The organism is Saccharothrix violaceirubra (assembly GCF_014203755.1).
Classification (GTDB): domain Bacteria; phylum Actinomycetota; class Actinomycetes; order Mycobacteriales; family Pseudonocardiaceae; genus Actinosynnema; species Actinosynnema violaceirubrum.
The window spans coordinates 6,973,178-6,986,208 of record NZ_JACHJS010000001.1; the positions used below are offsets into that span (position 1 = coordinate 6,973,178).

Here is a 13,031-nt window from a genome sequence, read left to right on the forward strand (position 1 = left end):
ACACGCAGGTTGGTCACAGGCTGCGCGGACAGACTCCGGACCGTGCGAACGCGGCTCGTCAACAGCCTGCTGGTGGTGGCGCTCCTGGGCGTCGGCACGGCCGGCTACTTCGTCCTGTCCGCCGAGGCGGCGGGCAGGGGTTCCCGGCGGACTACGCGGTGTTGCGGGACGCGGGCCGGTCGGTCGACCTGATCACGGGCGACGTGCGGCCGGCGGTGCCCGCGTTCGGGCAGCTCGTGCCGCGCGAGCCGGTCACGGTCGCGTCGGCGGGCAGCGGTCCGCGGTGGCGGGTGGCGTCCCGGAAGATCGGCGACGGCGAGCTGGTCGTCGGCGTGGGCCAGGCGGACGTCGACGACGCGGTCGGCGACCTGCGGCGGACGTTCCTGCTGATCAGCGCGTGCGCCCTGGTGTTGATGGCGGTCACCGGGTACGTGCTGGTGCGGCGCAGCACGCGACCGTTGGAGGAGGTCGAGGCGATCGCGGCGGGCGACCTGTCGCAACGCGTGCCCGTGCGCGTGCCGGGCAGCGAGGTCGGGAACCTGGCCACGGCGTTGAACACCATGCTGGGCCAGATCGAGTCCGCGTTCGAGGCCCGTGCCACGTCCGAACGCCAGGCGCGGGGCTCGGAGGTGCGGATGCGCCGGTTCGTGGCGGACGCGTCGCACGAGCTACGCACGCCATTGACGTCGATCCGGGGCTACGCCGAGCTGTTCCGGCAGGGCGCGACGCCCGCGGTACGAAAACTGGCCGCGCAATAGCTCCGGCGCCCCCACAGCGAAGCCGTGGGGGCGCCGCTCGAACTGCCGCTTTAAGGCACGTGCACGGCGGGGATGTGCCGCGTGCCGATGCGCTTGCGGAACACCCAGTACGTCCACCCCTGATAGATCAGCACGGCGGGCGTGCCGAACGCGGCCACCCACGTCATCACGGTCAGGGTGTACGAGCTCGACGCGGTGTCCGCGACCGTGAGTGAGAACGTCGGGTCCACAGTGGACGGCAGCACGTTCGGGTACAAAGCGCCGAACAACGCCGTCACGGTCGCCGCGACCGCGACGCCCATCAACGCGAACGCCTGCCCCTCGCGGCCGAAGTACAGCCGGACGTAAGCGCCGACGGCGGCCAGCGCCACGGCCACCGACGCGGCCCACGTCCACGCCGACCCCGAATGCAGTTGCACCACGAGCAGCAGCACCAGCAACGGCAGCAGCGCGACCGGCGCGATCTTCAAGGCCAGCGCACGGGCACGCGCCCGAACGTCGCCCTCGGTCTTGAGCGACAGGAACACCGCACCGTGCACCAGCGCGTACCCGGCGACCGCCAACGCGCCCAGCAGCGTCTCCGGCCGGATCGCGGCGAACGGCGAGCCGACGCGATCGCCGTTCGCGTCCAGCGGCAGGCCGAACACGTTGGCCGACAGCACCAGTCCGACGCCGAGCGTGGCGACCCACGACCCGACGAAGATCAGCGTGTCCCACAGCTTCCGCCAGCGCGCCGAGTCGACCTTGCCCCGGTACTCGAACGCGACCCCGCGGCCGATCAGGGCGAGCAGGAACAGCGTCAGCGGCAGGTAGGCGGCGCTGAACAACGAGGCGTACCAGCCGGGGAACGCGGCGAACGTGGCACCACCCGCGACCAGGAGCCACACCTCGTTGCCGTCCCACACCGGGCCGATGGTGTTGACCAGCACGCGGCGTTCGGTCTCGTCGCGGCCAAGCACGGGCAGCAGCATGCCCACGCCGAAGTCGAAGCCCTCGAGGAACAGGTAGCCCAGCCACAGCAGGGCGATCACGCAGAACCAGAGCGTCTCCACGGTTCCCCCTCAGTACGCGAACGACAGGACGTCGTCGGCCGGTTTGTCGGGTTTGTCCGGTGGCAGCACGCCCGCGACCCCGGCCCGGATGTAGCGGCGCAGCAGGAACACCTCCACGACCGCGAGCAACCCGTAGACCAGCGTCAACGCGACCAACGACGTGAGCACCTCACCGGGCGTCGAGTTCGAGACGGCCCGCGCGGTGAACATCCACACCCCGTCGACACCCGACGGGTTGGGCACGACCACGAACGGCTGGCGGCCCATCTCCGTGAAGATCCAGCCGAAGCTGTTGGCCAGGAACGGGGTCGCGATGCTGCTCAACGCCAGGATCGGGAACCACCGGCCGCGCGGATTCCGGCCGCCACGCGTCAGCCAGAGGACCAACAGCCCCACACCGGCGCCGATCGCCCCGAACCCGATCATGAGCCGGAAGCCCCAGTAGGTCACGGGCAGCGCGGGCACGTAGTCGATCGGCTTGCCGCTCAGCTCGCCCAGCCGCTCGTCCACCGGGTAGTTCGTGCCGTACTTCTCCTGGTAGAGCGGGACGAGTTCCTCGACGCCCTTGACCTCGGTCGTGAAGTCGTTGTGCGCCAGGAACGACAGCAGCGCGGGCACGGTGATGCTCTTGACGTTCTCGCAGTCCGGCCGCGACACGTCGCCCACCGCGAAGATCGAGAAACTCGCGGGCGACTCGGTGTGGCACAACGCCTCGGCCGCCGCCATCTTCATCGGCTGCTGCTCGAACATCAGCTTGCCCTGGATGTCACCGGTGATCGACAACCCGGCGAACGCGACCACGCCCACCCACGTGCCGAGCTTGATCGACGACCGCCACACGGGCTCGTCCGCCCGCCGCCGCCACAGGTGCCACGCGCCGATGCCGACCAGGAACGCGGCGGCCACGGCGAACGCGCCGAAGATCGTGTGCGGGAACGCGGCCAACGTCGTGTTGTTGGTCAGCACGGCCCAGATCGAGGTGAGCCGGGGACGGCCGTCCTCCAGCACGATCCCGACCGGGTGCTGCATCCACGAGTTCGCGGCCAGGATGAAGTACGCCGACGCGATCGTGGCCAGCGAGAACGCCCACGCGCACGCCAGGTGCACCCGCTTGGGCAACCGGTCCCAGCCGAAGATCCACAAGCCGAGGAACGTGGACTCGACGAAGAACGCGACGAGCCCCTCCATGGCCAGCGGAGCACCGAACACGTCGCCGACGAACCGCGAGTAGGCGCTCCAGGCCATGCCGAACTGGAACTCCTGCACGATGCCGGTCACCACGCCCATGGCGAAGTTGATCAGGAGCAGCTTGCCCCAGAACTTCGTCATGGCCAGGTACTTCCGGTCGCCCGTGCGCACCCACGCGGTCTGCATGCCCGCGACGAGCAGCGACAAGCCGATCGTCAACGGCACCATCAGGAAGTGGTAGACGGTGGTGATGCCGAACTGCCACCGGGCCAGATCGAGAACGTCCACGCCGATGACGCTAGGTCCGATCATGCCGCCATGTGGAGGTACGACGGTCCTGTCACCCGAGGTACGACGGTCCCGTAACCGATGGGACGAAAGTCCCGGTGGCCGCCGTCACGGCTGGTCACGTCACCGTCCCAGGTAGACTCGTCGGTGCCAGAGGGGAGTAGTTCCCGAGTTCCGCCGAGAGGCGGACCGGCGAGCGGATCGACATACTGACCCACCGCGAGTGGGTCCGGTCCCTCACCTGGGTCATTCCAGGCGAACGAGACCTCCGGCCGGGCAGTGCACGACGCCCGGTCGGGGTCGTGCTGCCTCCGTCCGGGTCTCTTCCGACGGAGGTAAAGCTAGCGATGACGACCTGGTTCCTGGCTCTGGTCTCGGCGTTCGTCGCCGTGTTCGTACTGGAACTCCCGGACAAGACCACCGCGCTCACCCTGGTCCTGACCACGCGTTACCGCTCCGCGCCGGTGATCGCGGGCGCGGCCGTGGCGTTCACCCTCCAGGCCGTGATCGCCGTGGCGCTGGGCAGCGCCCTGACGCTGCTGCCCGAACGCCTCGTGGCCGGCGCCGTCGCGCTGATCTTCGGCATCGGCGCGTTCCTGCTGTTCAAGGAGAGCTTCGACCACGACGAGGAGGAGGGCGGCGCGGCGGCCCGCCAGTCCGTCCCGTTCGGCCGGGCCGCGCTGGCGTCGTTCGGCGCGCTGTTCGCCGCCGAGTGGGGCGACGCGAGCCAACTGGCGGCCGTCGGCGCGGCGGCGAAGTACGCCGAGCCCACCGCCGTCGTGCTGGGCACGTTCCTGGCGCTGATGTGCGTGACGCTGCTCGCCGTCGCCGTCGGCCGCCGGATCCGCGACCGCATCCCCGCCCACTGGGTGCAGCGGGGCGCGGGCGTGGTGTTCGCCGCGTTCGCCCTGATCGCGGCCTATCAGGCGATCGTGGGCTGACCCCGCACGCTGCCGAACCGGGCGTGGTTGTCCCGCAGCCACGCCCGGAAGCGCGGATCGCCGTCGTTGGCCACGTACAGCGGCACGACGGGACGTCCGAACAGCGCGTCGTACGGCGAGAACACCCACAGCTCGTACCAGTCCGTGTAGACGGTCACCGTGACGACTCGGCGCGGCGTGATCGCGTACCGGTGCCGGGTCGTGAGCACCGCGAGTCGCCGGCCGCGGGTGCGGCGCGGGTCGACGACGCCCACCCGGTGGTCGGGTGGCCGGGCGGTCGACCGCGGTCGCGGTTCCGGTGCGGTCGATGCCGGTCGCGGCACCGGGGTCGCCGCACGGGGACGGTCGCCGTCGAACGCGTGGACCGCGAGGTCGAGGTAGTCCGACAGGGTCAGCCGCGCGCCGGCCACGTCGGACACCGTGGCCACCGTGCCGTCGGCCCGGCGCCGGTCGTGGACCGTCCACTCCGCGTCCGCGCGCCGGTTGGCGGTGACCATGCCCAGCCACGCGACGGCCGCGCCGCTGGTGTCGTGGACGATCTCGGCGAGCGGACGCGGCGGCGGTCCCGAACGCGCGCGTTCCCGCACGCCGGCCGTCGCCCCCTCGACCACGGCGACGATCCGGGCCAGGTCGCCCTCCTCGGTCGCGGTGCGGGCGACCGCCTCGGCGAGCGGCTCGACGTGGCCCGGCGACACCAGCCGGCCGACGGCCCGGACGTGGTCGAGCAGGTCGGTGTGGTCGCCGACCAGGGCGTGCAGCAGGGTCAGACCGCGCCGGCCGAACTCGTCGGGCAGGTCCAGGCGCAGTCCCAGCAGGACGGTCGTGGCGGCGGGCGTGCCGGTGGCGCCGAAGAACGCACGGCCGGGCACGTCGCCGAGGAAGTCGTCGGCCCGGCTCGCGAGCGTGCGGAATCCGGGTGGCAGGTCGGGCGAGGGCACGTCGAGGGGTAACCGGCGGACCACGCCGGCGTCCACGACGTGCAGTCCGTAACCCTCGCCGACGGTGTTGACGCGGACGATGTGGCGCATGGCGTCGCCTCAGAGGTGCGGGGAGATGAAGGTGGTGGTCAGGTCCTCGCCGATGACCCGTTCCGCCTCGTCGCGACCGGCCATCTTCTCGACCAGCCCGCGCGCGGCCTCGCCGAGCACGATCGAGCCGCCCTGGTTGTCCAACGGCTTGTCGCGGTCGAGGTTGGTGAACGTCTCGCAGATCCGCTCCTGGTTGCAGGCGCCGGACAGCGGCTCCAAGATCGGCGCGAACCGGTCGATGCACAGCTTGAGCAGTTCGCGGGTGGTCCGGCCGGGCAGTTTCGCGGCGAGGATGTCGTACTTGTTGAACACGATGATGAGCCGCTCGATCCGGATCTGACCCGAGCCCATCATGGTCTTGAGGTTCGCGAACAGCTCGCCGTTGTAGTAGCTCGTCGTCTGCGAGTTGGCGCCGGACACAGCCTCGCCCGCGTCGAACATGCAGATCAGCACGATGCCGAGGTCCTTCTTCGTCTCCCGCCGCAACTGGTCGGTCTCGGTGCGCGCGGTCACGACCGCGGACTTCTGGGCGTCGAGTTCGCCGGGGAAGTCGTGCACCCGCAGCTTGAGGTGCAGGTGCTCGGTGGTCATGACCTCGGAGTCGGCGAAGTGCGGCAACGCGTCGGGCCGGGAGAAGTCGTAGACGGGAATCGTGCAGAAGCGGTGCTTCTGGGTCGAGCCGAACGCCGTGTGGTCCCACGGCGCGTGCCACTGGGTGACCAGGGACGTCTTGCCGACGTGGCGCGGACCCAGCACGAGCACGGGTTGGTGGTAGTCGCGGACCACGGAACTCGCCGAGAGGGCCTTGCGGACGGCGGCGTACTTCTTCGCCACGGCCCGCAGGTCGTCCGCCTCCTTGGTTGCGGCGCCCAAGGCTTTCGTCTTCTCGGTCAGGGCCGCCCGCTTCTTGCGCAGGCTGTCGGCGAGGGATTCGTTCTCGCGGTGCAGTTGGGCCGTCGCGGTCTTGCGGGTGACGGCCCAGGTGATCAGTCCGGTGATGGTGGCGCCGAGTACGGCGGCGACCACTTCGGCAGCACCCGAGTCGGCCTCAGCAAGAATATTCACGGTGGCGTGGAGAAGAGACATCGGCGACGTCCACAGGGCTCGTGGGGATTTGTCGCCGGGTATTCGCGTGGTTCCGCCGACCCGTTACAGGTCCATTACCAGCGGAAATATTCGTTTTACGGCGAACGGCCGCGAACACCGGCCCGCGGCCGATCCGTCGTCAGTCCAACAGGGGGACGGTGTCGAGCGGTTCCAGCTCCGCCAGGCCCGCCGCCAGTTCGGCGTTGGTCAGGACCGCGATCACGCGGTAGGTCCGGCGCACCGCGCGGACCGGGCGGTAGACGAGCACGTAGTCCCAGGCGCGCTCGCCCGCGGTGCCGGTGTCGGGCCTGGCGGAACGGGTCGCACCGCGCCGCCAGAACCCCACCGGGATCGGTCCGCCGTCCTTCGACGGCGGCTCGTCCAGCAGCGTCCTGCTCACCTCGCACAATTCTTCGGCCACGGCGGCCGACGTGACCTTCACGAACAGGTCCTCGGCGGCCGAACGAGACCACTGGACTTCGTACACGTGAACCATTCTGTCTTTCCTCCCGGTGGGGTTGCCCGTCCCCCTCGACAAGCCACCCGTTCGGTGGAGGAATCGACCGAAGGTCCACATGATTTCAACCGGGTCGCCGATCCGAGAACCGCCGTGCCACCTCGACGGGTGACAGGTCGTCGCTCGTCGAATCGCCCGCGCGCCGGTCCAACTCGTCGCCCAGGGCCCCTCGCGACAGCACGAGCTGCTCGATCTCGAGATCGCGCAACGGCGTGATGAGCGCGATGAACCGGCCGTGCTTCGTCACCGCGGCGGGCCGGCACGAGTCGTTGACCTCCTCCAGCACCCGTGCGGTGTTCTGGTTGAGCTCGCGCATCGTGTAGGTCTTGACCTTGGCCAGGTCCAGGCCGAGTTCGGTCTCCATGGGACTCCCCGCTTCTGGTTCAGCACGCCGAGGCCACCGGCCCACGCGCGCGCGCACCGGACCCGTCCGGTTCTGTCCGGGTCCGCCGCTCGGGTATGACGACGTCGTGCCTGGTGCCGCCTTCACCACCGGAGCGGCGACCGGCGGCGAACGAGTGCGCGGCCATCGCCACGCGGTGCGCCTTGAGGACGTGCGATGCCGCAGGCACCTTGAACGACTCCGTCCGTTGTCGTTCGACTGGTCGTGCTCCTCGTTTCGCGAAGGTCATGTTCCCCACCCCCCGGCCGAGAGTTGTACTACCTTTGTACTACAACGTCGGGAAGTGTCAAGGGGGGAAGCCATGGTCGACGCCACGAGCGAGGTCGAGGCGGTCCGCGCCGCGGCCCGCTGGACGGTCGGCGCGGCAGCCGCCCTGCTGGCCGCGATGCTGGCCGGCGTGCAGCTCTCGGCGGTCGGGCGACTCGAGGAGTTCACGGCCGCGCGCGGCGGCGGCTCGGTGATCGCGGCGACGGCCGGCCTGCTCGGCGCGGGCGCCGTGCTCTGGCTCGCGGCCCGCGTGCTGGTCTCGCCGGGCTGGACGCTCAACCGCCTGGCGGGACTGGAGCTGACCGCGCCCGAGACGTGGCGCACGCACTGGGCCCGCCTGGAACTGGAGAGCCGCCAAGCGCTGCTCTCCCCCACGCGCGACCTGAAGCTGGCCGGGCTCTACCGGCACCAGCGGGCGCTGTTCGTGGCGTCCGTCGAACTGAGCGAGCACGGCCGCACGACCGTCGCCGGGTCCCTGCTCGACGGCGAGGAGACCACCTACCGCGCCGACCACCAGGGCGACGAGGACCGGCTCAACCGGCGAAGGGCGCTGGCCGACGCGTTGGCGGCCCGGATCGTGGAGACGATCGACGTCGCGGACACGCACCGCCGCTACCGCGTGCTGGTGCGGGCGCTGCCCTGGCTCGGCGCCACCGCGGTGCTCTCGATCGCGGCGTTCATCTGGGCGACCTCGCCGCCGGTCGGCGTGCCGGTGACGGCGCCGACCCCGGTGCGGGTCGAGTTCGCGGGCGACCGGGCGGCGTTGGCCGAGGCGGGCGTGCCGGACGGCTGCGCGGGCGTCGTGGTCGCGGGGGTGGCCGTGGGCGGCACCCTGGTCGAGCCGGTGGTGTCCAGTGTGGAGCGCGCGGACTGCCGCGTGGACCGGGTGCGGCTGCCGAAGCGGGTCGCGGTCGTCGTGCCGACCACGAAATGAGCTAGCCCAGGGCGTTGAGGTCCACCCGGACGGGGAACGGTGCGTCGGCGCGGAACTCGTCGACCACCTCCCCGTCGTCGACGTACCCGCCGTCGACGAGTCGGCAGGCGATCAGAGAAACGGGTTCGTCCAGGTCCACGATCCAGTAATGCGGAATACCGACGTCGGAATATTCACTCCTCTTGACGACACGATCGGTCCGCTTCGAACCCGGCGACACGATTTCCACGATCACCACGACGTCGCTCGCGCGCAACATTCCTTCACGCTTCAGCGCGGATCGCCGGGCGACCACCAGATCGGGCCGCCGGGAAAATCCCGGCTCGGCCTCGGACGCGAGGCCGAGGTCCACGTCGAGGTCCTGGATCGCGATCAGGTCCGCCGGAACCTGACTCCTGAGCTGCACGAACAGCTCACCGGACCCGATCATGTGCCGCTTGGACGGACTCGGAGAAATGTGCAGTCGACCCTCTTGCAGCTCGGAATAGCCGAACTCGAACTCGCCGAGTCCGACATATTCTTCCACGGTGAACAAGCGCGGCTCCTGTGCCGATCCAGGGAACACCTTGCTCTCCTTTTCCCGAGCCGGAGTATCGCATTCTTTCACCGCAGGGCTTCCGCGACCTCCTGCGCCGCCCGCACCACCTGCGGACCCACCACTTCCCCGTCCAGTTTCTCCAATGCGACCACCCCGACGCTAGCCCGCAATCCGGGCACTCCGCGAACCGGAGCGGCGAAACCGTACGCGCCGGGCTGCAACTCGCCGGTCGAATGCACCCACTGCCGGCCTTCGGTCGACAACCCGATCGCCTTGCCCGCCGCGCCCCGGTGCACCGGGTGGCGCGATCCCACGCGGTACGCCACGTGGTACGCCGTCCACGACGGTTCGACCACGGCGACGGCCTGCGCCTCCGTGCCGTCGGCCACGGTCAGGTGCGCGGTCGCGCCGACGGTCTCGGCCAGCGTCCGCAGCGCGGGCTGCGCGGCCAGGCGCAACTGCGGCAGCACGTTGGACGCCAGCCGCAGCACGCCGAGCCCGAGCCGCACCTTCGACCCCTCGCGCCGGATCAGGCCGCGCGCCTGCAAGGGCACCAGCAGCCGGTAGACCGCGGCGCGGGACGCGCCGATGGCCGCCGCCAGCTCGCTGATCGACGGCGCCTCGGACTCCGCGTCGGCCACCGCCTGGAGCAGGGCCAGGCCCCGTTCCAGCGTCAGGGAACTCTCCTTGGACGCCGGGACGGGGACCCTCGGCCGTGGTTCTCCGCGCACGTCCTACCTCTCGTCGGCCGCGACGACCGTGCCGACGACCTCGGCGAGCCCGACCACCGAGCCGTCGACGCCGGGTGCCGTCGCGGTGAGCCGGACGGTGTCGCCGTCCTCCAGGAAGGTCCGCCCGACCTCGGCGACGGGTTCCTGACCGTTCCAGCTCAGTTCGAGGAAGGAGCCGCGCTCGTCGCGTTCGGGACCCGACACCGTGCCCGACGCGATCAGGTCGCCCGGACGCACCGTGGCGCCGTTGGCGGACAGGTGCGCGAGCTGCTGGGCGAACGAGAAGAACATCTCGCGGAACGGCGGACGCGACACCACGACGCCGTTCCACTCGACCTCGATGCGGATGTCCAGGCCCCACGGCCGTTCCTCGGCGAGGTACGGCAGCACGTCGCCGTGCGTCGGCGTGACACGCGCGCCGGAGAACGCCTCCAGCGGGGTGATCCACCCGGCGATCGACGTGGCGAACGACTTGCCCAGGAACGGGCCGAGCGGCTGGTACTCCCACGCCTGCACGTCGCGGGCGGACCAGTCGTTGACCAGGGCCACGCCGAACACGTGGTCGACGGCGTCCGAAGTGGACAGTCGACCGCGCACCGGCCCGCCGCACACGAAGCCGACCTCGGCCTCGATGTCCAGCCGCCCGGACGGGCCGAACACGGGGCCGTCGGGCGTGCGCCGCTGGCCGTGCGGGCGCACGACCGGTGTGCCGGACACGACGACGGTGCCCGCGCGGCCGTGGTAGCCGATCGGGATGTGCCGCCAGTTCGGCAGGATCGGGTCACCGTCGGGGCGGAAGATGCGGCCGACGTTCTCGGCGTGGTGCAGCGACGAGTAGAAGTCGACGTAGTCGGCCACGGTGAACGGCAGGACGGTGCCGTCGATGCCGGTCAGCGCCGCGCCGCGGGGCGCGGACACGGCCGTCACCAGCTCGACCAGGCGGGCCCGCAGCTCGCTCCACGCGGCCGAGCCGGCGGCCAGCAGCGGGTCGAGCGACGTCGCCGAGACGAGTTCCGCCAATCGTGGGCCGAAGCTGTCCGCCAGGGGCCGCAACGGCAACGCGTGGTCGCCGACCCGCACGGCGATGCCGTCCGGGATCACCCCGTAGGGAAGGGTCTGCGGCCCGAACGGGGCGTCCGCGCTGAACGCCGGGTCGTCGATCCAGCTCACAGCAGGCCCAGCCCTTCCAGGTCGGTGATCGGCTCTTCCAGGGAGCACGAGCCGTAGGACGCGAAGACGCCGCGCACGGCGTGCGCGGCCTGGTCGGACAGCGACCCGGCCTCCTCGCCGAGGGCGGCGGAGTCGGTGCTGTCCAGCGCGGCGCGCACGTCGCCGCCGGACAGCGCCCGTACCGTGGCCACCAGCAGGTTGAGGAACCCGTGGTGGGTGAAGCCGGTCTTCTCGTCGGTGTAGCGCACGGCGTGGTGCAGCCCGGCCGTGGCCTTGAAGGCGACCCCGCCGCCGCTGACGACGGCCAGGAAGTCCGCGACCTCGTCGATGCTCGGGAAGTTCTCCCGGCTCAGGCCGCCGCAGCGGATCTTGGGCCAGCTGCCGTGCTCGATCACGCGGCGCACGCCGTCGAGCCACTCGGCGCCGCCCCGGCGTGGTTCGACCACGCGGATGACGTCCTCGGGCACGAACTCGGAGACGCGTTCCAGCCACACCTCGTCGACGTCGGACGGCGCGGGCATCTCGACCATGCGCAGCGCGAGCAGCTCGCTGCGCGACTCGACGATCGAGACGGCCTTGGGCACGCCGCCGAGGCCGGTGTCGATGACCAGGGACAGGGCGATGGGCTTCACCGGCTTGACCTTGATCAGCTCGGTGATCAGCTCGGCGAGCCGCGACGCCGGGCACAGGAAGAGCCCGACCGCACCGGCCCACGGCCCGACGCGTGCGTCGAGGTGGCCGCGTACCGCGTCGGGCATCGTCGCGTTGCCCGGCGGGAACAGCGCGGCGTCGTCGACGAGCCGCGCGAGCAGGGGCGGAGTGCCGCGTGGACCGGGCGCACGGAGTTCGAAGGCGCTTGACACGGCTGACACGCTAGTGGCGTACCGGTACTTGAACAAAGATGTCCGACTATCGAACGCCCGGAGTGAGACGAAATGGCGTACTACCGTCAGGTCGGCGAGATCCCCCGAAAGCGGCACACGCAGTTCCGGACGCCCGACGGCGGCCTGTACGCCGAGGAACTCATGGGTGTCGAGGGTTTCTCGGCCGACTCGGCGTTGCTGTACCACCGCCACCTCCCCACCGCGATCGTCGACGCGGTCACCGTCGAGGACGATCGTGGCGGTCTCGTGCCGAACCTGCCGCTCAAGCCGCGCCACTTCCGCACGCCCGACCTCACGTGGGACAAGGCCGACGCGGTCACCGGGCGGCGGACGCTGTTCGGCAACCCGGACGTCACGATCGGGTTCGTGGTGGCCACCGAGCCCAGCCCGCTCTACCGCAACGCGGCGGGCGACGAGCTGCTGTACGTGCAGTCCGGCGAGGGCGTCGTCGAGACGATCTACGGCGCGCTGACGGTCGGTGAGGGCGACTACGTCGTGCTGCCGACCTCGTGCACCTATCGGGTGGTGCCCGACTCGCCGCTGAGCCTGCTGGTCCTGGAGGCCGGCGGACACATCGGGCCGCCGAAGCGGTACCTGTCGAAGCAGGGCCAGTTCCTGGAGCACTCGCCGTACTGCGAGCGCGACGTGCGCGGCCCGACCGAACCGCTGCTGGTCGACGGCGAGGACGTGGACGTGCTCGTCCGCCACCGCGCGGGCCTGACCCGGTTCACCTACGCCAACCACCCGTTCGACGTCGTCGGCTGGGACGGGCACCTGTACCCGTGGGTGTTCAACATCGCCGACTTCGAGCCGATCACCGGCCGCGTGCACCAGCCGCCGCCCGTGCACCAGACGTTCGAGGGCCCCAATTTCGTGGTGTGCTCGTTCGTGCCGCGCAAGGTCGATTACCACCCGCTGTCGATCCCGGTGCCCTACAACCACGCCAACGTGGACTCCGACGAGCTGCTGTTCTACGTGGGCGGCGACTACGAGGCGCGCAAGGGCTCGGGCATCAAGCTCGGCTCGCTGTCGCTGCACCCGGCCGGCTGCACGCACGGCCCGCAGCCGGGCGCGGTCGAGGCGTCGCTGGGCGCCGAGCGGTTCGAGGAGCTGGCCGTCATGGTCGACACGTTCCGGCCGCTGGACCTGGGCGAGGCGGCGCTGTCGTCGGAGGACCCGAGGTACGCGTGGACGTGGGCACGCAGGGGCCCCGACCTGGACTGATCCGAATTGTCATACCCCCTGG

At 70.8% G+C, this 13,031-nt stretch carries 16 protein-coding genes; 5 read left to right on the plus strand and 11 right to left on the minus strand.

Annotation, left to right across the window (positions count from 1 at the left end; all coding sequences use genetic code 11):
- Nucleotides 1–42: 42 nt before the first annotated feature.
- Both F4559_RS32300 and F4559_RS35710 read left to right on the plus strand, forming a co-directional pair.
- Entirely contained in the window at nucleotides 43–192 is a 150-nt protein-coding gene (locus F4559_RS32300; protein WP_184674861.1) for a hypothetical protein, read from the plus strand.
- Nucleotides 159–758, plus strand: coding sequence for a histidine kinase dimerization/phospho-acceptor domain-containing protein (locus tag F4559_RS35710; protein WP_312865923.1), 600 nt, complete (start codon nucleotides 159–161; stop codon nucleotides 756–758). The genes F4559_RS32300 and F4559_RS35710 overlap by 34 nt, the downstream gene beginning before the upstream one ends.
- A gap of 50 nt (nucleotides 759–808) precedes the next feature.
- Here the strand turns inward: F4559_RS35710 and cydB are convergent, their stop codons facing one another.
- Both cydB and F4559_RS32315 read right to left on the minus strand, forming a co-directional pair.
- Nucleotides 809–1,810, minus strand: a complete 1,002-nt coding sequence (cydB, locus tag F4559_RS32310; RefSeq protein ID WP_184674862.1) for a cytochrome d ubiquinol oxidase subunit II — start codon at nucleotides 1,808–1,810, stop codon at nucleotides 809–811.
- A 9-nt stretch (nucleotides 1,811–1,819) separates the two neighbouring features.
- Nucleotides 1,820–3,286 (minus strand): cytochrome ubiquinol oxidase subunit I, encoded by a 1,467-nt coding sequence (locus tag F4559_RS32315; RefSeq protein WP_184674863.1) that lies wholly within the window; start codon nucleotides 3,284–3,286, stop codon nucleotides 1,820–1,822.
- A gap of 347 nt (nucleotides 3,287–3,633) precedes the next feature.
- Between F4559_RS32315 and F4559_RS32320 the strand changes: the two genes are divergently transcribed.
- On the plus strand, nucleotides 3,634–4,227 hold the full coding sequence (locus F4559_RS32320; protein ID WP_184674864.1) for a TMEM165/GDT1 family protein: 594 nt from the start codon (nucleotides 3,634–3,636) through the stop codon (nucleotides 4,225–4,227).
- Here F4559_RS32320 and F4559_RS32325 read toward each other — a convergent pair.
- The 5 genes from F4559_RS32325 to F4559_RS32345 form a co-directional block, all read right to left on the minus strand.
- Complete coding sequence (locus F4559_RS32325) at nucleotides 4,209–5,255, minus strand: hypothetical protein (RefSeq protein ID WP_184674865.1); 1,047 nt, start codon at nucleotides 5,253–5,255, stop codon at nucleotides 4,209–4,211. The genes F4559_RS32320 and F4559_RS32325 overlap by 19 nt on opposite strands.
- Nucleotides 5,256–5,264: 9 nt before the next feature.
- Nucleotides 5,265–6,320, minus strand: a complete 1,056-nt coding sequence (locus F4559_RS32330) for a GTPase domain-containing protein (protein ID WP_184674866.1) — start codon at nucleotides 6,318–6,320, stop codon at nucleotides 5,265–5,267.
- Between the two features lie 160 nt (nucleotides 6,321–6,480).
- On the minus strand, nucleotides 6,481–6,828 hold the full coding sequence (locus tag F4559_RS32335; protein ID WP_184674867.1) for a hypothetical protein: 348 nt from the start codon (nucleotides 6,826–6,828) through the stop codon (nucleotides 6,481–6,483).
- 94 nt (nucleotides 6,829–6,922) lie between these two features.
- On the minus strand, nucleotides 6,923–7,222 hold the full coding sequence (locus F4559_RS32340) for a type II toxin-antitoxin system prevent-host-death family antitoxin (protein WP_184674868.1): 300 nt from the start codon (nucleotides 7,220–7,222) through the stop codon (nucleotides 6,923–6,925).
- 19 nt (nucleotides 7,223–7,241) lie between these two features.
- Nucleotides 7,242–7,430, minus strand: a complete 189-nt coding sequence (locus F4559_RS32345) for a hypothetical protein (protein WP_184674869.1) — start codon at nucleotides 7,428–7,430, stop codon at nucleotides 7,242–7,244.
- A gap of 114 nt (nucleotides 7,431–7,544) precedes the next feature.
- Between F4559_RS32345 and F4559_RS32350 the strand changes: the two genes are divergently transcribed.
- Nucleotides 7,545–8,462, plus strand: coding sequence for a hypothetical protein (locus tag F4559_RS32350; RefSeq protein WP_184674870.1), 918 nt, complete (start codon nucleotides 7,545–7,547; stop codon nucleotides 8,460–8,462).
- A gap of 1 nt (nucleotide 8,463) precedes the next feature.
- On the opposite strand, the gene F4559_RS32355 is transcribed toward F4559_RS32350, so the two are convergent.
- From F4559_RS32355 to F4559_RS32370, 4 genes are all read right to left on the minus strand, one after another.
- Nucleotides 8,464–8,988: a Uma2 family endonuclease gene (locus F4559_RS32355; RefSeq protein ID WP_312866018.1), complete on the minus strand. Its 525-nt coding sequence runs from the start codon at nucleotides 8,986–8,988 to the stop codon at nucleotides 8,464–8,466.
- A 77-nt stretch (nucleotides 8,989–9,065) separates the two neighbouring features.
- Nucleotides 9,066–9,731 (minus strand): IclR family transcriptional regulator, encoded by a 666-nt coding sequence (locus tag F4559_RS32360; protein WP_184674872.1) that lies wholly within the window; start codon nucleotides 9,729–9,731, stop codon nucleotides 9,066–9,068.
- A 3-nt stretch (nucleotides 9,732–9,734) separates the two neighbouring features.
- Nucleotides 9,735–10,901, minus strand: coding sequence for a fumarylacetoacetate hydrolase family protein (locus F4559_RS32365; protein WP_184674873.1), 1,167 nt, complete (start codon nucleotides 10,899–10,901; stop codon nucleotides 9,735–9,737).
- On the minus strand, nucleotides 10,898–11,764 hold the full coding sequence (locus F4559_RS32370; RefSeq protein WP_312865924.1) for a hypothetical protein: 867 nt from the start codon (nucleotides 11,762–11,764) through the stop codon (nucleotides 10,898–10,900). Before F4559_RS32370 ends, F4559_RS32365 begins: the two co-directional genes overlap by 4 nt.
- Before the next feature lie 72 nt (nucleotides 11,765–11,836).
- On the opposite strand from F4559_RS32370, the gene F4559_RS32375 reads away from it, so the two are divergent.
- Entirely contained in the window at nucleotides 11,837–13,009 is a 1,173-nt protein-coding gene (locus tag F4559_RS32375) for a homogentisate 1,2-dioxygenase (RefSeq protein ID WP_184674874.1), read from the plus strand.
- Nucleotides 13,010–13,031: the final 22 nt, after the last annotated feature.

What these genes read in the sequence shown, in the direction of transcription:
- F4559_RS32320 (WP_184674864.1), top strand. Translation starts at nt 3,634, where the DNA reads ATGACGACCTGGTTCCTGGCTCTGGTCTCGGCGTTCGTCGCCGTGTTC.
- F4559_RS32325 (WP_184674865.1), bottom strand. Translation starts at nt 5,255, where the DNA reads ATGCGCCACATCGTCCGCGTCAACACCGTCGGCGAGGGTTACGGACTG.
- F4559_RS32340 (WP_184674868.1), bottom strand. Translation starts at nt 7,222, where the DNA reads ATGGAGACCGAACTCGGCCTGGACCTGGCCAAGGTCAAGACCTACACG.
- F4559_RS32375 (WP_184674874.1), top strand. Translation starts at nt 11,837, where the DNA reads ATGGCGTACTACCGTCAGGTCGGCGAGATCCCCCGAAAGCGGCACACG.